Here is an 18,020-nt window from a genome sequence, read left to right as displayed (position 1 = left end):
ATGGCGACGTCCGCCGGTCGCGGCCTCGTCTCCCACGACACCCAGAAACGCCTCCAGCGAATCGCCGTCTACCTGACGGCGCTTCTCATCTCGGTGTTCACCATCATCCCGGTGTACGTGATGGTGGTCATCGCCATCCAGTCGCCGGCGACGACGTTCGCCGGCGGGCGGGTGAACCTGCTGCCCACCGAGCCGTCGCTCCGGAACTTCCTCGTCCTCCTCGGGTCGACCGACACGGTTCGGTACTTCATCAACAGCCTCGTGGTCACTCTCGGGTCGACCGTCCTCTCGACGACCATCGCGGTCGCGGCGGGCTACGGCCTGACGCGCTTCGACTTCACCGGGAAGTCGCTGGCGGCGCGGGCGGTGCTGTTCTCGTACATGTTCAGCCCCATCGTCCTCGCAATCCCGCTGTACGTCGTCTTCTCGACGCTCGGCCTGCTCAACAGCCACTTCGCGCTCACCCTCGCGCTGACGGCCATCTCCGCGCCGTTCTGCATCTGGCTGATGTGGCAGTACTTCCAGACCGTCCCCATCGCGCTCGAAGAGTCCGCGTGGGTCCGGGGCGCGAGCCGCTGGCGCACCGTCAGAGACGTGGTCCTGCCGGTCGCCCGGCCCGGCTACATCTCCGCGGCCATCTTCGCGTTCGCCGTCGCGTGGAACGACTTCACCATGGCGCGCGTCGTGATGAGCCGCGACGAGATGTACACCATCACCGTCGGCGCGTCGCTGTTCTTGGACCGCGTCAGCATCGGCTGGGGCGAGACGATGGCCGTCTCGCTTCTCATCTCGATTCCGCCGTTCCTCATCGCACTGTTCCTGCAACGATACCTCCTCCAGGGCTTCAGCGTTGGAGGCCTCGAATAATGGCAACCAGCATCCACCTCGACACCGTCAGAAAGGAGTTTCGCACCCTCGGAAACACGCACGTCGCCGTCGACGACCTCAGCCTCGACATCCCCGAAGGCTCGTTTACGACCTTCGTCGGCCCCTCGGGCTGCGGGAAGACGACGACCCTGCGCATGTTGGCCGGGCTGGAGACGCCCACCTCGGGTACCGTCTCGTTCGGCGACGAGGACGTGACCGACCTCCCGCCGCAGGAGCGCAACGTCTCGATGGTGTTCCAGTCCATCGCGCTCTACCCGCACATGTCCGTCCGCGAGAACATCGGCTACGGGCTGAAGATTCACGGCGTTCCGAAGGCAGAACGCGACGAGCGCATCGACGAGGCCGCCGAAGTCCTCCAAATCGAGGCGCAGTTGGAGAAGATGCCCGCCGAGCTCTCCGGCGGCCAACAACAGCGCGTCGCCCTCGGCGGCGCGTTCGTGCAGGACCCCGACGTGCTGCTGTTGGACGAGCCGATGTCCGACCTCGACGCGAAGCTCAAATCCGACCTCCGCGTCGAGATCCAGCGGCTCCACCAGGAGCTCGACACGACCGTCGTCTACGTCACCCACGACCAGACCGAGGCGATGACGATGAGCGACCAGGTGGTCCTCCTGCGCGACGGCGAACTCGCGCAGGTCGACCCGCCGAAACAGCTGTTCGACTACCCGAACTCGGAGTACGTCGCGCAGTTCATCGGCATGCCCTCGACCAACGTCGTCGACTGCGCGGTCGAGCACCGCGACGGCGAGACCGTGCTCGTCGGCCCCGGGCTCACGCTCTCGCTTCCGGCGGGCGTCGACGTGCCAACTGACGGCCGCGTCAGACTCGGCATCAGGCCGCAGTACCTCGACGTGGGCTCCGCCGGGGCGTGTCGGCTCTCGGTCGACGTGGAGGTCGTCGAGACGCTCGGGACCGAGTCCGTGGTCCACGGCCGCCTCGAAGACGGCACCCCCTTCGACGTGGTCAGCGACGCCGTCGACGACGCGGTCGCTGGCGACCGACTCGACGTGTCGTTCGACCTCGCCGACGCGTTCGTCTTCGGCGAGGACGGCGAGACGATACTCTTCGGGTCTGAACGCGCCAGCGAGCGCTCGTCGTCGCCCGCGGGGGCGGGGGGCGTCACTCCATGAGCGGCGACAGCGCCGAGCGCGCCGAGAGTAGCGAGGCCGCCGCGGACGCGACCGGCTCTGCGACCGCGTCGGCGACGCGCGGGCTCCCGCTCGACGGCGTGCGCGTGCTCGAACTCGGCCACATCATCGCCGGACCGTTCTGTTCGATGCTCCTCGCCGACCTCGGTGCGGACGTCATCAAGGTCGAACACCCGAAGGGCGGCGACCTCATCCGCGGGTCGTCGCCGGTCGGAAACAGCTCGTTCAACTACGTCAACCGGGACAAGCGGAGCCTCACGCTCGACCTCAAGTCCGACGCGGCGCTCGACGCGTTCTTCGACCTGCTCGACGAGACCGACGTCGTCGTCGAGAACTACGCGCCGGGAACCGCCGAACGGCTCGGCATCGGCTACGAGCAGTTGAAAGAGACGCATCCGGGCCTCGTCTACTGCTCCATCAAGGGGTTCAACCCCGGTCCCTACGAGTCGTACCCCGCGCTCGACCCCATCGCCGAGGCGCTGTCGGGGCTGATGAGCGTCACCGGTCACGAGGGGATGCCCCCGGTCCGGTCGGGAACGAGCATCGCCGACATGGCCGCGTCGTTCTACGGCGCGATAGCGGTCCTCGGGGCGCTCTACCGCCGCGACCGGACCGGCGAGGGGTCGAAGGTGACCGCGCCGCTGTTCGAGTCCACCGTCTCGATGATGGGCTACTGGCTCGCGTACACCGAGGCCTACGACGACGTGCCGGGACCGATGGGCGCGTCGCACCCCAACTGGGCACCCTACGACGTGTTCGAGACGGCCGACGACGAGTGGGTGTTCATCGGTCCTTCGGGCGAGCGCCAGTGGACGGCGCTCTGCGAGGCGCTCGGCCTCGACCTCCACGAGGACGACCGGTTCGACACGCTCCCCGGCCGCCGGGAGAACCTCGACGAACTCATGGACCTGCTCCGCGCCGAGTGCGAGACCCACGACGCGGCCGACCTCGTCGCCGGCCTGCGCGAGGTCGGCGTCCCCGTCGCCAAGGTGAACTCGATGGACGAGGTCGCCGAGGACCCGCACCTGCGGGCGACCGACTTCTTCACCGAGGTCGAGACCGCCGAGGGAACGTCGCGGTCGGTCAGCGTCCCGAGGTTCCCCGTCGTCGCCAGCGGCTTCGACCGCCCCGACTCGACCGACCCGCCGAAGCTCGGCGAGCACACCGAGGCCATCCTCTCGTCGCTCGGCTACGACGCCGCCGACATTGACGCGCTCCGGCGCGCGGGAGGGGTCTGAATGGCCGCCGCGGAGCCGGTCCTCCTCGACGTGACCTGCCGCGAGGGCGAACAGCGACCCGGCGCGTCCTACACGACGGGACAGAAAGTCGCGGCCGTGCGCGCCCTCGACGACCTCGGCGTCGACTACGTGCAGGTCGGGTTCCCGATTGCGGGCGAACAGACCGGCGAGGTCTGCGACGCCGTCGACGTGGAGACGAGGCTCACGGGCATCGCCCGGGCCGTCCCGAAGGACGTCGAGGCCGCGGTCGACGCCGGCGTCGACGTCATCGACGTGTTCGCGCCGACCAGCGAGCGACAGCGGACCGAACTGCTCGGGAAGGACGAGGACGAACTGCGCTCGCTCGTCGGCGAGACGGTCGACGCCGCGACCGAGACCGGGCTGGAGGTCCACTTCACCGCGATGGACGGCTTCCGGACAGACCCCGCGTTCCTCGACGACCTGTTCGACTCGATAGACGCGACGTACCTCACTATCGCGGACACCGTGGGCTCGAAGACGCCGTTCGAAGTCTCGTCGTTCCTCCACGACCTCGACACCGACCCGACCCGCCTCGGCGTCCACTTCCACGACGACCTCGGCGTCGCGACGGCCAACGCGCTCACCGCGGTCGCCCACGACGTGCAGAAAGTGGACGTGTCGGTCGGCGGCATCGGCGAGCGCGCCGGCAACGTCCCCGTCGAGGAGTTCGTCGTCGCGGCCGAGACGAGCCGCGCCGTGAACCGCCCGGCGCTCGACCCCTCGACGCTCATCCCCCGGGCGAACGACGTGCTGACGGCGCTCGGCGAGTCGGTGCCGGCGGAGAAATCGGTGCTCGGGTCGGACGTGTTCTCTCACGAGTCCGGGCTCCACACCGCGGCGATGCTCGACGACCCGGCGACGTTCGAGCCGTTCGACCCGGCCGCGTTCGGCGGGTCGCGGACGCTCTACTTCGGCCCGCAGAGCGGGACCGGCGCGGCCCGGCGGCTCTTGGAGCGGGTCGGCGACGACCCCGACGAGACGAAGGTCGCGGCGCTCGTCGAGACGCTCCGGTCGCTCGACGAACCGGTGCCGACCGACGAGGCGCTGGATATCGCCCGACGGCTCTGAATCGGCGCTGTCTCACCGCTCAGTCGGCGCTCAGTCGGCGCTGAGCCGGCACCGACTCGGCGTCAGTACTCGGTCCCCTTTCTCGCGCGCTGGCCGGCGTCGATGGGGTGTTTCTCCTTTCGAACGTTGGTCACGAGGTCCGCGGCGTCGTAGACGTAGGTCGGCTCCTCGTGGCTCCCGGTCAACACGAGTTCGAGATGCTCGGGCTTTCGCTCCACGAGGTCGAGCACGTCTCCCTCGTCGAGCAGTCCCATCGCGACGGCGTAGAGGAGTTCGTCGATGATGAGGAGGTGGACGCCGTCCTCCGGCGGGCCGTCGAGGGCGAGCGGTTCGGTGAGGTCGGCGTCGGCCGCGGCGTCGACGAGTTCGCGCGCCCGGTCGAGACCGGCGGCGACTTGCGCCTCGTGGTCGGCGTCGTCGCTGCCGTCGGCCATGCCGGCCCAGCCGTAGTGGCCGAGGTTCTCGAAGGAGAAGCCGGGCATCGCCGCGATGGCGTTGTACTCGCCGCGGACGGCCTCGACGGAGTCCGCGCCGCCCTTCAGGAACTGGAGCATGTGGACGCGGTAGCCGTGGCCGGCGGCGCGAAAGCCCATGCCCATCGCGGCCGTGGTCTTGCCCTTGCCGTCGCCCCACCACACCTGCACGAGGCCGAAGTCGTCGGGCGCGGCGGGTTCGATGGCGGCCGCTTCGGGGCGGACGCCGCGGCCGGGGGTGTTCGCCCGAACCGAGTCGGGGGCGGTCTCGTCGTCTGTCTCGGGATTTCCGTCGGGTGCGTCGGTCATCGTTGAGTGTGAATCGGTGTCGCGTCGGGGTCGGGTCGGTGCGGACCGGACAGGTCCGTCCCGCCCCGCGTGGGTCGGTCGTCGGTCGGTGCTTGTCGCGGCTTCGTATATAGGGGTTCGCCGCTCTCGCGCTCTTGTGCCCTTGCGCTCTCACGCTCTTACCGCGGTCAGTCCGTCAGCCGCGAGACGAAGCGGTCGAACGCCCCGCTCTCGGGGTGGACGTGCGCGTAGGTTCCGAGGGTTCGGTACTCGGTGAGTCCCTCGCGGCCGTCGATGCCGGTGCCGCGCTCCACGTCGAAGGCGAACCGGGCGTCGGTCGCGGGGTCGGCCGACGAGTAGTGGAACTCGTGGCCGCGGAGCGTCTCGCCCGCGTCGGCGGTCAGCGTCCCGTCGGTCGCCCGGAGCTCCACGTGGTCGAGCGCCTGATAGCGCTCTTGCATCGTCACGTCGGCGGGGAGGATACCGGCCATCTCGTGGGTTTCGCCGTCGGTCGTCGTCAGCGACTCGGTGAGCGCCATCAGGCCGCCACACTCGCCGAACACCGGGAGGCCGTCGGCGGCCCGGTCGGCGAGCGCCGGGAGCGTCGGCGACGACGCGAGTTCCGCGGCGAACCGCTCGGGGTAGCCGCCGGGGAGATAGACGCCGTCGCAGTCGGGGAGGCTGTCGCCGGCGACCGGCGAGAAGTACGAGACGGTGCCGAGGGATTCCAGTCTGTCGAGGGTCGAGGGGTAGACGAAACAGAACGCCTCGTCGCGGGCGACGGCGACCGTCGGACCGTCCGAATCCGTAGCTTGGGACGACGCGGCTCGAATGCCCGCTTCGAACTCCTCGGTGTTCCACTCCGGCTCTCGCGCCACCTCGGCGAGCGCGTCGGCGCGAATCCCGTCGGCCGCGGCGTCGAGCGCCTCGTCGGACAGCGGAGCCTCGTCGCCGAGGTGGAGTCCGAGGTGGCGCTCCGGGATTTCGAGGTCGTCGCTCGGCGGGATTCGGCCGAGGTACGGCAGTTCCTCGGGGAGCGCGTCGCGGATACCCTCGGCGTGTCGGCCGCCGTGAGCGCGAGAGGCGATGACGCCGGCCACGTCGGCGTCGATTCCCATCCGGTCCGCGTAGGTCCGGAAGCCGTAGGCCGTCGCCGCGACGCTCTGCATCCCGGCTCTCGCGTCCGCGACGAGGACCACGGGGAGGTCGAGGAGGGCGGCGACCCGAGCCGTCGAGGTGTCGCCGTCGTAGAGGCCCATCATGCCTTCGACGACGCAGATGTCGCCCTCGCCGCGGGCGTAGGTCCGGCGCATGCCGTCTTCGCCTTCGAGCCACGGGTCGAGCGTCCGCGACGGTTTGCCGACGATTGCCGCGTGGTGCGAGGGGTCGATGAAGTCGGGACCGGCCTTGGCCGGTTGGACCGCGTAGCCCTCGCGTTCGAGCGCGCGGCACACCGCGAGCGTCGTGACCGTCTTCCCGACGCCGGAGGCCGTGCCGGCGACGACGACGCCTCTCATCTGGTCACCGCGGTCCGGGTCGCTGGCGGCGCTTCCGGCGGGTCGCTCGCGAGTCGAGACGGACGTTCGGCAGTCATATCAACAAGTGGAATTTCAGTAGTCAAAGTTGTGTTGGGTCGGGTCGCCCGGGACGGCGTCGGTCGGCGACCCGCGTTCGGCTCAGTCCCAGAGTTCGTACATGTCGTCTTCGACGCCGTCGGCGTAGTGGGTCCCGTCGTAGACGACGCCCGCGTCCGAATCAACGTCGGTGTCCGCGGCCGCGCTCGTGTCGTCGCTCGCCGCCTCGACGGTTCCGACGACCGTCGCCTCGATTCGCTCGTCGTCGAGCGCGGCGAGCACCTCGTCGGCCTCGTTGCCGGGGACCGCCGCGAGGAGCGCGCCGGAGCCGAGAATCCGCATCGGGTCGACGCCCATCGCGTCGCAGAGCGCCCGGGTCTCGGGGCGGACGGGTACGTCGTCGCCGTCGACTTCGATTCGGACGCCGGAAGCGCAGGCGAGTTCGACCAGTCCGTTGAGGACGCCGCCCTCGGTCGGGTCGTGCATCGCGGTCGCGGCGGACGCGAGCACGGCGGATTCGGGGAGGACGCTGATGTCGTCGAAGAAGCCCGCGGCGCGCTCGACCGTCTCGGCGTCGACGCCGGCGGCATCGAGGTCGGTTCGGAAGTCGGTGGCGAGGACGGCGGTGCCTTCGATGCCGGCACCTTTGGTGAGAATCACCGCGTCGCCGGGTTCCGCGCCGCCGGTCGGGACGTAGCGGTCGGTCGGTCCCATGCAGGTGAGCGAGAGGAGCGGGCGGGAGAGGCCGGCGACCGTCTCGGTGTGGCCGCCGACGATACTGATGCCGAGTCGGTTGGCCTCCGCGTCGAGTTGGGCGGTGATGTCGTCGAGCAGGTCCACGTCGGGTTCGGGGAGGAGGACGGTGCTCACGAGCCACTCGGGGACGCCCCCGCAGGCGGCCACGTCGTTGCTGGCGATAGCGACGCCGAGGGTGCCGATGCGCTCGGCGGCGAGCGAGATGGGGTCGGTGCTGACGACCATCGTCCCCTCGCCGGTGGCGACGGCGGCGGCGTCCTCGCCGTAGCCGGCCCCGACGAGCAGGTCGTCGTTGGGGGCCCCCGTCCGCGAGAAGACGTAGCGGTCGAGGTCCGCAGGTGAGAGTTTGCCCATACACGTGGGTGACGGCGAGGGCGCTTTTGTGCCTTCCCGTCCGCCGCCGACGCTGACGGTCGCGCTCGCCGGCCGCGTCCGCCACCCCCGCCGAGCAGGCCGTGGTCGGGCACCCGCCGCGGATGCCGTACTGCTAAGACGCTCTGTTCGTAACGGGAATCCATGCTGATGACACCCGGTCCCACGGCCGTCCCGCCGCGGGTCCGCGACCGACTGAGCGAGCCGATGCCGAACCCCGATATCGAGCAGTCCTTCTTCGACACCTACGACGGCGTCTGCGAGAAACTCCGGCGCGTCTACGACACCGACGACGACGTGGTCGTCATGGGCGGCGAGGGTATCCTCGGTCTCGAAGCCGCCATCGCCTCCACGGTCGCCCCCGGCGACGACGTGCTCTGCGTCTCGAACGGCCTCTACGGCGACGGCTTCGCCGACTTCGTCGAGAGCTACGGCGGCGAGCCGACCGTCGTCGGTGCCGACTACACCGACCCGCTCGACGTGGCGGGCGTCGAAGCCGCGCTCGACGAGGGCGAGTTCGAGGTCGCCACTATGGTCCACTGCGAGACGCCGACGGGGACGCTCAACGACATCGCGCCGGTCCTCGAACGCCTCCACGACCACGGCGTGTTGACCGTCGTCGACGCCGTCTCCTCGCTCGGCGGGACGCCCGTCCCGAGCGAGCACATCGACATCAACCTCGGCGCGTCGCAGAAGGCGTTCAGCTCGCCGCCGGGTCTCACCACGGCCGCCGTCAGCGACCGCGCGTGGGAGGTCATCGAGGCGCGCGACCCCGACTCCCTCTACACGAACCTCCTCCCGTGGCGCGACACGAGCGAGGGCTTCCCGTACACCCACCTCGGCGCGAACGTCGCCGCCCTCGACGAGTCGCTGTCGATGCTTCTCGAAGAAGGGCTCGACGCCGTCTACGAGCGCCACGAGGAGGCCGCCGCGCACTGCCGCGAGCGCGGGGCCGACCTCGGACTCGACCTCTACACCGACGCCGAGCGGAGCGCTCCGACGGTGACGGCGTTCCACCTCCCCGGCGAGGCGAAGCGCGTCCGGAACGAACTCGAGGCCGAACACGACATCGTCCTCGCGACCGGCCTCGCCGACCTCGCCGACGACATCCTCCGCGTCGGCCACATGGGTTACAACGCCGACGCGGAGAAGGTCGACCGCGTGATGGACGCGCTCGCGACCGTCGTCTGAGGACGCGGGTCGGCCGTCGGCCGGCTGTCAACGCTTTTACCCGAAGCCGACGACAGTCTCGGTGAGAACAACCGTGACCGAGACGAGTGATTCAGCGGGACGGCGGCGACCAGACGACGGAATCAGGGCCGCCATCGTCGCCGTGTTCCTGACGGGGCTCCGCCGCCGCAACCCGGCCGCGATGGTGAACGCCGTGTTCGCCCTCGCGGGCACGTTCCTCCCCGTCGCCGTCGAGCGACTGGCCGGCGTCGAGTTCCGTCCGTGGCAGCGCCTCTACGTCGAATCGGCGATGCTGACCCACTCGGTCGGGATGCTCGGCCCCTACGACGACGTGTGGTGGTGGGACCACCTCACCCACGCCCACTCGGCGACGATTCTCGGCGGGGTCGTCCACGTCCTCTCGCGCCGCCGCGGCCGCGACCCGTCCACTCGCGTCCTCGCGGTCGTGGTCTGCGCCGGCGTGCTCTGGGAACTCGCCGAGTACGCCATCCACCGCGGGGCCGACGCGCTCGGTATCGACCCCGTCCTCGTCTCCTACGGCCGGGTCGACACCGCGCTCGACCTCGTCTTTAACCTCGTCGGCGCGGCGCTCGTCGTCCTGTTCGGCGACCGCGTCCTGACGAATCTCGTTCCCGAAGACGCGTGAGGCCCGGCCGGAACGCGCCGGGCACCGGAACGGTGATGTGACTCCGTCGGAGTTACAGCGTCGTGAACCGGCGGTCGCTACTCGCAACGCTCGGGCTCGGTTCGGTCGCCGCGCTGAGCGGCTGTCTCAACGTCGAAGGAGTCAACGGGGGCGTGCTCACGGTGATGCACATCTCGTCACCGGAGGCCGCGGCGGTCGTTCCCGCCTCGGACGACCGACTCGACGGGGCGGAGTTGATACAGCGGGCGCTCGACCGAGTGACCCGACGAGACCCCTACAGCGTGATGGATTTCAGACTGGCCAGAGACGAGTACGCGACTGTCACGACCGCGCTGGAGGGCCTCCCGTACTACGACCGTTCGGAGCGCGATGCGTCGATTCCGTCGGGGTACTACGTGAGCCACGGCGAGCTCGTCTATCGACTCGCGAACATACCCCTCTGTTCTGATACTCCGCTCGTCTCCGCTGACAACGCTCGGAATCGGTGTTGGACGTCGGTTCCCGAGGACACCACCACGTTGTAGCGACGCTCTCGTCGCCTCCGTCCACTCGTTCTCTGCTACGGGACGGGGTCGCTCGGTTCTCGCCGGCTGAGACGGCAGATGCTTCGATATTGCAAATAATTATTCCGTCTCGCGCCACGAGTAGCGTATGTCAGCAGGCAGTTTTCGAGTCGCCGTTCTCGGGGGAGGGGTCGGCGGGCTGAGCGCGGCGCACGAACTCGGGGAACGCGGCTTCGACGTGACCGTGTACGAGGCCAAATCGCGACTGGGCGGGAAAGCTCGGAGCTTCTCGGTCCCCTCCGGTGACGACGGTCACTCGCTGCCGGCAGAACACGGGTTTCGGTTCTTCCCGGGGTTTTATCGGAATCTCCGCGACACGCTCGGCCGAATCCCGCGGCCGTCCGGGGGCACGGTCGCGGACAACCTCGTCGAGACGGACGAAACGCTCATCGCGACGACGACGGGCGAAGAGATGCGGTCCGAGACGCGGACGCCGAACACGATTGCGGAGTGGGTCGCCGCGCTCAAACCGACGATCGGGGGCGGCGAAATCACCCCCGCCGAGACGAACTACTTCTTACGACGCCTGCTGGTGCTGCTGACGAGCTGTCGAGCGCGCCGCGAGCAGGAACTCGACCGCGTGTCGTGGTGGGAGTTCGTCGACGCGGAGGCGCAGTCACCGGCCTACCGCAAGCACCTCGCCGAGAGCACGCAGGCGCTCGTCGCGCTGAAGCCCCAGCGGGGGAGCGCCCGTACCATCGGACAGATCTACGCGCAGTTGATGCTCGACCAGATTGACCCCAACCGGCCGACCGAGGCGGTGCTCAACGGCCCGACGAGCGAGGTCTGGATTACGCCGTGGGAGTCCTATCTGGAATCGCTGGGCGTGTCCGTCCGAACGGAGTCGCCGGTCGCGAAAATCGACTCCGACGGCCGTCGCGTCACCGGCGTCGAACTCGCCGGCGGGGAGCGAGTGACCGCGGACTACTACGTGGCGGCGCTTCCGGTCGAGGTAATGGCGTCGTTGGTGACGCCGGAACTCCGGCTGGCGGCCCCGTCGCTCGGAGCCATCGGGCGACTCGACACCGCTTGGATGAACGGGATTCAGTTCTACCTCACCGAGGACCTGCCGCTCGCGCGCGGCCATCAGGCGTACACAGACTCCCCGTGGGCGCTGACCGCGATTTCGCAGCGCCAGTTCTGGGACGACGGCCCGTTCGACATCGAGACGTGTGCCGACGGCTCGATTCGAGGGGTCCTCTCCGCGATTATCTCGGACTGGGAGACCCCCGGACTGGTGTACGACAAGCCGGCCCGCGAGTGTAGCCGCGAGGAGATCAAAACCGAGGTCTGGCACCAACTGACGGCTCACCTCAACCGGGATGCGGAGCGGCTCTCGACCGAGTACCTGTACGACTGGGTGCTCGACCCCGCAATCGTCGAGACCGGCGACGGCATGGAGAACCACGAACCGCTGTTGATCAACACGGTCGGCTCGCTCCGAGACCGACCCCCCGCGGTGACCGACGCACCGAACCTCGTGTTGGCGGCCGACTACGTCCGTACGGACACTGACTTGGCGACGATGGAGAGCGCGAACGAGGCGGCCCGCCGAGCCGTCGGTGGCATCGTCGAGCGCACGGGGGCCGGAGCGCCGCCCCCGACTGTCTGGGGGCTGTCTGAGCCGCAACTGTTCGACCCGCCGAAGCGGCAGGACGAGGTCGCGTTTCGGCTGGGACTCCCACACCCCGGCGAGGCCGAGCGCGGACTGCGGTCGACGTTCCGGGGACTGCGCACGAGCGGCTGGGGGTTAGATGACTGACCGTTGGCGACGACGCTGGGCACCTGCCGCTACTCCGGAAGCGGCCGGTCGATTGCCGCGCCCCCGGAGTCGTCCGTGACGGCGTCCACCGGGACCGACCGGATTCGAGACGCCGTGTACGACTCGCTGACGGCCGAGTTCGCGACGGCCCGCGACGACCGCCCGGCGGTGGTGCCGGTCACGCCCTTTTTCGACCGCGAACGGGAGGTCGTCGTGGTAACGGCCGCGCCGGCGTTCGCGGGGAAGGCCGAGCGAGCGGCGGCCAACCCGCGGGTGTCGCTCCTGCTCCACGAAGGCGAGGGTCGATTGCACCTCACTGGACGCGCGACGGTTCGAGACGACGACCTGGAAGCGAACACCGCCGTCGTCGAGCGGCTCATCCGCGACGAGCCGCCGTCGCCGAAACGGAAGGCGATGGTCGAGGCGGCAGACTTCCTCGGAACGCGGCTCGGGCTGCTCCTTCTGGACTGGTACGGGCTTCGGATTCTCATCGAGATTCGGCCGACTGCGGTCGATTCCCGCCCGTCCGACGGCACGACGACGGTCCCGACGTGGAGCGCGGCCGGCGTCGACGGCGGAGAGGCGGAGACGTACGACCGGGTGGTCGCGACCGTCACCGACGACGCGGGGTATCCCCGAAGTTGGCCGGTTTCGTCCGCGACCGTCCGCGACGGTCGGCTCCGGCTGACGCCGCCGGACGACGTGACGCCGGTCGACGGCCAGCCCGCGTGCGTCCTCGTCCACTGGCACGACGCGGACCTCGCGAAGCTCGAACAGCGACTCATCCGCGGTCGGTGTCGGAAGGACGCGCGCGGACTCGTGTTCGACCCCGCGAGTTCGTTCCACCTGCGGAACCGAACGCCGCGGGACCGGCTTCGGTTCATCGTCGACGGTAAGCGTCGGACGCGGGCCTACTTCGACGACCGCGGACGGACGTACAGACCGGTTCCTCGCCTTCGGACGCTCCTCGAGTGGTGAAAATCAGTACGGCCCCCGAACGGACGCCCTACGCGCGCTGGGTGTGTTCCGCGGACTCGGTGCCGCCCTCGCGGGCGGGCTTTTCGTCCATGTTACGGGTCCGGACCGCCGTCCTGAGCCCGACCTCGGCGACGTTACCGGCGTGTTCGGCAGTTCGTTCGAGCGCGTGGAGCGCGTGCGCGAACCGGTAGTTCGCGTCAGCGTCGACCTCCTCGAACAGCCGTCGCTCCGCGTCGGCGACGCCCTCGCAGACCCGGTCGCGCGCCGCCAGCGCCTCCCGCGCCGCGTCGGGGTCGTCGCCTTCGAGGGCGACCTGCACCGCTGATTCGAGCGACGCCGGGACCAACTCGGCGAGTTCGGACACCTCGTCGGCGACTGCGGGAGGAAGCGGGTCGGGAACCGCCGACGCGACGGCGGCGATTCGCTCGGCCTGGTCGGCGACGCGCTCTAACTCGCGGGCCGCGGTGTGGAGTCGGAACAGCTCCGGGCGCGTCTCTCCGAGGGCGTCCACCTCGTCGAGGCGGTCGAGCCCGCGGGTGAAGTGCCGGTCGACCATGGCGAACAGGCGGTCGGCGCGGTCGTCGCGCTCCGCGAAGCCGTCGAGGGGGGCGGCACCGGTGAGCGCGGCGGTCGCGTCGCGGTGCATCGAAACGGCGACGAACTGGAGCTGTCGGACCGACTGGCGGATAGAGACCTCGTTCGCGTCGAGGACGTTCCGCACCGTGACGGCGGTGTCCGACTCCTCCGTGATGGTCACGCCGACGAGGTTCCGTGCGACCCGCCTGACGGCCTGTCGCTGTTCGGCGTCGAACGTCCCGTCGGCCTCGATGACGACCTGTTTCGACCCGGCGGCGTAGGCCGCCCGGAGCGTCTGTTCGAGGAAGTCGCCGCCTGCGGGGTCGACTCCGCCGTCCGCGCCGTCCGCGCCGTCCGCGTCGCTCCCACCGACAGTCACCGTGAACTGCATCGACGAATCGTCCTCGCACTCGGGAGCCTGCACGACTAACATCCCGTCGAGGTGCGTGTGGAGGTTGACGACGGTTCCGGCGGTGATGCCCTCACCGTCCGCCCACTCTCGGGGGAGCGAGACGGTGAACGTCCCGTTGCTGACCTGCTGAATCTTGCGTGTCTCCATTGTGTTGGCTGTCTGAGTTCGTGTTGTCTGAATGCCAGTTCCGCGGTGACGCCGACCCCGCCTCGACGGGTAGCTCGACTGGCGAGAAGCGAGCGTTGCCGGCCGCGGGGACGGGCGGGCGGGTCGGCGGTCTGTCCGGGTCGAGACGGCGGGTGTGAGTCTGGCGTCGACTACCCGAACTTCCCGCTGATGTAGTCCTCGACGCGCTGGCTCTGGGGGTCTTCGAACACCTGGTCGGTGTCGCCGTACTCGACGAGTTCGCCGCCGGTGAGGAACACCGCCGTCTGGTCCGAGATGCGCGCCGCCTGCTGCATGTTGTGGGTGACGATGACGACCGTGTACTCCTCGGCGAGGTCGTGGACGAGGTCCTCGATTTTCGAGGTCGCGATGGGGTCGAGCGCCGAGGCGGGCTCGTCCATGAGCAGCACTTCGGGGTCGGTCGCCAGCGCGCGGGCGATGCAGAGCCGCTGTTGCTGGCCGCCGGAGAGGCCGAGCGCGTTGTCGTCGAGGCGGTCGTTCACCTCGTCCCACAGCGCCGCCTGTCGGAGGGAGCGCTCGACGAGTTCGTCGACCGCGTCGTCGTCGCTCCGGCCGAGTAAGTTGGCGAGCAGGCCGGTGTCGAGGTCGCCGTGCTTCCGCGGGCCGTAGGAGATGTTGTCCGCGATGCTCTTCGGGAACGGGTTCGGCGACTGGAACACCATCCCGACGCGCTTGCGGAGTTCGACGAGGTTGACGCCGTCCTGGTAGATCTCCTCTCCTTCGAGTCGGACCGAGCCGTCGATGTCCGCGGCCTTGATACGGTCGTTCATCCGGTTGAGACACCGGAGGAACGTCGACTTCCCGCAGCCGGAGGGGCCAATGAGCGCCGTGACGCTGTTTTCGGGAATCTCCATCGAGACGCTCTTCAGCGCGTGGTCGTCGCCGTAGTACACGTCGAGGTCGGAGACCGAGAGCTTCGCCTCGCCCTCGAACTCGTGTTCGACCCACTCCTCGCGGGTCCGCTCGCGCGTCTCGCCGCTCGTGACTTCGAGCGGCTGGTCGGTGCCGGGGCTCGCGCCGCCGGCAAGTTCGCTGTCCGTCGTCGCCTGTGCGTCGTCCGTCGTCTGTCTGGTTTCACTCATGGTTAGTCGTGCTGAAGTTTACTCCGGAAGTAGTACCGCGTCGCGATGCCGACCGCGTAGAAGCCCAAGACGACCACGAGCAGGATGAGCGCCGTCGCCCACCGGAACTCGTCGATGGCGCTGATGTTCGACGACTCCCCGACGCCCGCGGTGATAAGCGAGTAGAGCTGATACGGGAGCGCCGAGGTCGCCTGCATCAGTTCGGGGTTGGTGACGAACGGCGGCGCAGACTGGAGCTGGAAGCCGCCGAGCACGTCGACCGTCTGGCTGCCCGGCGGGGCGACGCTCCCCGACATGGTCAGGAGAATCGGCGCGGTCTCACCGGCGATGCGGCCGACCCCGAGGATGATACCCGTGACGATGCCCGGAAGCGCCGCCGGGAGGACGATGCTCCGAACGGTCTGCCACTTCGTGACGCCGAGGGCCGCGCTCGCGTCGCGGTACTCGTCGGGGACCGCCAGCATCGACTCCCGACTCGTGATGACGACGAGCGGGAGGAGCATGAAGCCGAGCGTGAGCATCCCCGCCAGCAGCGACTTCCGGTTGCCGAGCCGCGGGACGAGGAACGCCAGTCCGAACAGCCCGAAGACGATGCTGGGCGTGCTCCACAGGCCGTTGGTTGCGATTTCGACGACCTGCGTGAAGCGCCCGCGGTCCGCGTACTCGGTGATGAAGACCGCCGCGCCGATACCGAGCGGAACGGCGAACAGCACCGCGCCGACGACGAGCCAAATCGTGCCCACGATGGCCGGGAGGACGCCGTTCACGTCGTTGAGGAGCGCGACGCCGTTCATCACGAACGGCCACGAGACGGGAAGCGAGAACGTCACGCCGACCAGCGTCACTTCGGGGCCCGCACCCGCGCCGAGCGCGAGGCCCTTGAACAGCCCCGGCAGGCCCTTCAGGACCGTGAACGCGACGAGAAGGAACAGCAGCGCGATGATGGAGATGGCGTTCAGGTAGACGAGGACGTACGCGCCGATGTGGCGGCCGCGCGCGCCGAACCCGCCGTAGGCCTTCGCGGCGGCCCAGCCGACGAGCAGGGAACAGAACGCCGTCAGGACCGGAATCGTGAACTCGGCGTTGAACGACGCCTGCTGTTCCCACCCGAGGTCCCAGACCCACGACGGGCCGATGACGCCGGTGAGGAAGACGACGCCGGCGAAGACGGCCAGCGCGCCGGCGGGGAGCGTCGAGCCGATGTCCTCGCGGGGGACCGCGCTCACCGCGAACGCGGCCCCGCCGGTGACGAGCGACGCGACGACCCACCCGGCCGTCCCGAGCCCGAGCGTCTGCGAGGCGACCAGCCCGCCGACGACGAACCAGATGAGGCCGAACGTCCCGGAGGCGAGAAGCCCGGCGGTCGGTCTGGGGTCGGTGGCGACGTAGCCGAGGCGGGAGCCGACGCCGAAGGTGACGACGGCGAAGCCGAGAACGACCAACAGTCCGCCGAGGAGCGCGACCATCGGCACGCCCGCGACGGGGTCGGTGATGGTCACGAGTTCGAACACCGACGCGAGCGAGAGGGCGAACAGCACCGCCGCCAGTCCCACCGCGCCGGCGGCGACCGCTTCTGTCTCGGTGGTGTCCTCGCTGACGAGCGCGGTGTCGGTCGCACTCGCCATTATTCGGCACCTCCGAGCTTCCGGCGCATGCGCGCCTCGATGTACTGCGAGCCGATGCTGAGGAACAGCACCGTGACAAACAGGATGACGCCCGCGACGAACAGCGCCGAGAGCTGGAGGCCGTCGGCGTCGCCGTAGTTCGCCGCGATGAGCGACGTGAGCGTGTCGTTACCGTAGAAGACGTTGTACAGCGGCTTCGTGAGCCCCGGACTGCCGCGGAGCATCACGGTCGCCGCCATCGTCTCGCCAATGGCGCGGCCCACGCCGAGGAGGACCGCGGCCGAGACGCCCGAGAACGCCGCCGGCAACGTGATGGAGGTCATCGTCTGCCAGTCGGTCGTGCCGAGAGCGAGCGACCCGCTTTTCATCGACTCGGGGACGCTGTTGAGCGCGTCTTCGGCGACCGAGACGACCGTCGGGAGCGCCATCAGGCCGACGACGATGCCGACGAACAGGTACGTGCCCTGCCCGAGGATGTCGAACTGGTCGGCCGCCCACGGGCTGAGGATGGTAAAGCCGATGAAACCGTAGACGATGGATGGGATGCCCGCCAGAATCTCGACCCCCGGTTTGACGAGTTCGCGGACGGTCCGCGGGGCGATTTCGCTGAGGAAGAGCGCCGCGGCCACGCCCAGCGGGGCGGCGACCGCCGTCGCGATGATGGTGACGAGCACCGTCCCGTGAATCATCGGGACGAGCGAGTACTGAATCGGCGGCGTCACCGGACTCCAGCGCGTCTCGATGAAGAGTCGCAGGCCCGGAATCGGCACGCCGAAGACGTTCACGGTCGCGTACTGCACGGTCGGCCACGCCTCCGCGAAGATGAAGACGAGGATGAGCCCGAGGACGAGGATGGTCGAGACCGTCGTCGTCAGCGTGAGCACGCGCGCTGTCAATTCTTGGTGTCTGAGCCAGCCGTAGCCCGTCGCGACGAGGAACACCGCGAACGGGATAGCTGTCAGCGAGGAGACGGCCAGAAAGCCCGCGAACGCCGCGAGGAGCGACACCGCCGCGACCGTGACCGTGACGAGCGCGTCCGGTGGCGTCTCGTCGACGAAGTCGCGACCGCGCCGGAGCCCTCGCCGAGCCGTCGCTCGGAGGCCGGCACCGTCGGAGTCTGGAAGTACGTTCATGATTGGAGCGTCGATGAATGGAAAGAACGAGGTTCAGGAA

Annotated in this window: 16 protein-coding genes; 9 read left to right on the top strand and 7 right to left on the bottom strand. The window is 69.3% G+C overall.

Annotated elements, in window-relative coordinates; translation table 11 throughout:
- Genes ABY42_RS17215 through ABY42_RS17200 form a run of 4 tightly spaced genes read left to right on the top strand, consistent with a single transcriptional unit; the run spans position 1 to position 4,363 of the window.
- Positions 1-867, top strand: coding sequence for a carbohydrate ABC transporter permease (locus tag ABY42_RS17215; RefSeq protein ID WP_004978359.1), 867 nt, complete (start codon positions 1-3; stop codon positions 865-867).
- Entirely contained in the window at positions 867-2,018 is a 1,152-nt protein-coding gene (locus ABY42_RS17210) for an ABC transporter ATP-binding protein (RefSeq protein WP_004978361.1), read from the top strand. The genes ABY42_RS17215 and ABY42_RS17210 overlap by 1 nt, the downstream gene beginning before the upstream one ends.
- Positions 2,015-3,274 carry a CaiB/BaiF CoA transferase family protein gene (locus tag ABY42_RS17205; RefSeq protein WP_004978363.1) on the top strand — a complete coding sequence of 420 codons (1,260 nt, stop codon included), beginning with the start codon at positions 2,015-2,017 and terminating at the stop codon, positions 3,272-3,274. The genes ABY42_RS17210 and ABY42_RS17205 overlap by 4 nt, the downstream gene beginning before the upstream one ends.
- The gene (locus ABY42_RS17200) at positions 3,275-4,363 is read left to right on the top strand and encodes a LeuA family protein (RefSeq protein ID WP_050460269.1); all 1,089 of its coding nucleotides are present in this window, start codon (positions 3,275-3,277) and stop codon (positions 4,361-4,363) included.
- Between the two features lie 62 nt (positions 4,364-4,425).
- Here the strand turns inward: ABY42_RS17200 and ABY42_RS17195 are convergent, their stop codons facing one another.
- The 3 genes from ABY42_RS17195 to ABY42_RS17185 all read right to left on the bottom strand — a co-directional run bounded on the left by ABY42_RS17195 (position 4,426) and on the right by ABY42_RS17185 (position 7,808).
- Positions 4,426-5,145 (bottom strand): cob(I)yrinic acid a,c-diamide adenosyltransferase, encoded by a 720-nt coding sequence (locus ABY42_RS17195; RefSeq protein ID WP_050460268.1) that lies wholly within the window; start codon positions 5,143-5,145, stop codon positions 4,426-4,428.
- Between the two features lie 167 nt (positions 5,146-5,312).
- On the bottom strand, positions 5,313-6,641 hold the full coding sequence (locus ABY42_RS17190; RefSeq protein ID WP_050460267.1) for a cobyrinic acid a,c-diamide synthase: 1,329 nt from the start codon (positions 6,639-6,641) through the stop codon (positions 5,313-5,315).
- Between the two features lie 159 nt (positions 6,642-6,800).
- The gene (locus ABY42_RS17185) at positions 6,801-7,808 is read right to left on the bottom strand and encodes an AIR synthase family protein (RefSeq protein WP_050460266.1); all 1,008 of its coding nucleotides are present in this window, start codon (positions 7,806-7,808) and stop codon (positions 6,801-6,803) included.
- 162 nt (positions 7,809-7,970) lie between these two features.
- Here ABY42_RS17185 and ABY42_RS17180 point away from each other — a divergent pair, with 162 nt between their 5' ends.
- The 5 genes from ABY42_RS17180 (at position 7,971) to ABY42_RS17160 (ending at position 12,966) form a co-directional block, all read left to right on the top strand.
- Positions 7,971-9,017 carry a pyridoxal-phosphate-dependent aminotransferase family protein gene (locus ABY42_RS17180; RefSeq protein ID WP_050460265.1) on the top strand — a complete coding sequence of 349 codons (1,047 nt, stop codon included), beginning with the start codon at positions 7,971-7,973 and terminating at the stop codon, positions 9,015-9,017.
- Positions 9,018-9,078: 61 nt separating this feature from the next.
- Positions 9,079-9,663, top strand: a complete 585-nt coding sequence (locus ABY42_RS17175; protein WP_049905309.1) for a hypothetical protein — start codon at positions 9,079-9,081, stop codon at positions 9,661-9,663.
- Between the two features lie 62 nt (positions 9,664-9,725).
- Entirely contained in the window at positions 9,726-10,187 is a 462-nt protein-coding gene (locus tag ABY42_RS17170) for a hypothetical protein (protein ID WP_231608404.1), read from the top strand.
- A 127-nt stretch (positions 10,188-10,314) separates the two neighbouring features.
- Positions 10,315-11,988 carry a hydroxysqualene dehydroxylase gene (locus tag ABY42_RS17165; RefSeq protein ID WP_050460264.1) on the top strand — a complete coding sequence of 558 codons (1,674 nt, stop codon included), beginning with the start codon at positions 10,315-10,317 and terminating at the stop codon, positions 11,986-11,988.
- A 3-nt stretch (positions 11,989-11,991) separates the two neighbouring features.
- On the top strand, positions 11,992-12,966 hold the full coding sequence (locus tag ABY42_RS17160; protein WP_231608402.1) for a pyridoxamine 5'-phosphate oxidase family protein: 975 nt from the start codon (positions 11,992-11,994) through the stop codon (positions 12,964-12,966).
- A 28-nt stretch (positions 12,967-12,994) separates the two neighbouring features.
- Here the strand turns inward: ABY42_RS17160 and ABY42_RS17155 are convergent, their stop codons facing one another.
- From ABY42_RS17155 to pstC, 4 genes are all read right to left on the bottom strand, one after another.
- Entirely contained in the window at positions 12,995-14,101 is a 1,107-nt protein-coding gene (locus tag ABY42_RS17155; protein WP_050460262.1) for a PhoU domain-containing protein, read from the bottom strand.
- A 170-nt stretch (positions 14,102-14,271) separates the two neighbouring features.
- Positions 14,272-15,222 carry a phosphate ABC transporter ATP-binding protein PstB gene (gene pstB / locus ABY42_RS17150; protein ID WP_050460261.1) on the bottom strand — a complete coding sequence of 317 codons (951 nt, stop codon included), beginning with the start codon at positions 15,220-15,222 and terminating at the stop codon, positions 14,272-14,274.
- Positions 15,223-15,224: 2 nt separating this feature from the next.
- Complete coding sequence (pstA, locus tag ABY42_RS17145) at positions 15,225-16,847, bottom strand: phosphate ABC transporter permease PstA (RefSeq protein ID WP_050460260.1); 1,623 nt, start codon at positions 16,845-16,847, stop codon at positions 15,225-15,227.
- A complete protein-coding gene (pstC, locus tag ABY42_RS17140) occupies positions 16,847-17,980 on the bottom strand; it encodes a phosphate ABC transporter permease subunit PstC (protein WP_004978398.1) in 1,134 nt (377 codons plus the stop codon). The genes pstA and pstC overlap by 1 nt, the downstream gene beginning before the upstream one ends.
- Positions 17,981-18,020: the final 40 nt, after the last annotated feature.

It is taken from the genome of Haloferax gibbonsii, assembly GCF_001190965.1.
GTDB classification, from domain to species: Archaea; Halobacteriota; Halobacteria; order Halobacteriales; family Haloferacaceae; genus Haloferax; species Haloferax gibbonsii.
This window is presented reverse-complemented; position numbering and strand designations above follow the sequence as displayed.